General features: G+C 59.0%; 1 protein-coding gene. It reads left to right on the forward strand.

The window, feature by feature from the left end; translation table 11 throughout:
• The coding region (locus IM265_RS21885) for a transposase (protein WP_193056030.1) at positions 1-442 on the forward strand (442 nt) is incomplete at both ends.

A 442-nucleotide genomic window follows, 5' to 3' on the forward strand; every position in this document is an offset into this window, starting at 1 on the left:
CTGCCATCCCGAAAGATAAAGCCGTCACCATCCTTACGGATGCCGGCTTCCGGACAGACTGGTTCCGGCATGTGAGCCTGCTGGGCTGGAGCTTCGCCGGCAGGGTCAGGGGCTGTATCAGCTTCCGGCTGGAGGGAGAGAAAAAGTGGATGAAAATCAGTGAGCTTGAGGCTACCGGGCAACCGGTCTGCGTGGGTTACGGTGTCCTGTCCCGTAAACCCCGTATCCCCTGTTACGGCCGGTTTTATCTGCACAAGCGCCCGGAAGCAGGGCGTCGCGGAAAGAGAGGCATGCCAAAAACACAGCGGGAACACCGCAGTAGTGCGCGGGAGCCCTGGCTGGTGTTCAGTAATGCAGAAGGGCTGGGGCCGCACCAGATAATGGCCCTGTACAGCCGACGAATGCAGATAGAACAAAACTTCCGGGACGATAAAAGCCCACG

It is taken from the genome of Enterobacter cloacae complex sp. P17RS, assembly GCF_014895885.1.
GTDB lineage: Bacteria > Pseudomonadota > Gammaproteobacteria > Enterobacterales > Enterobacteriaceae > Enterobacter > Enterobacter bugandensis.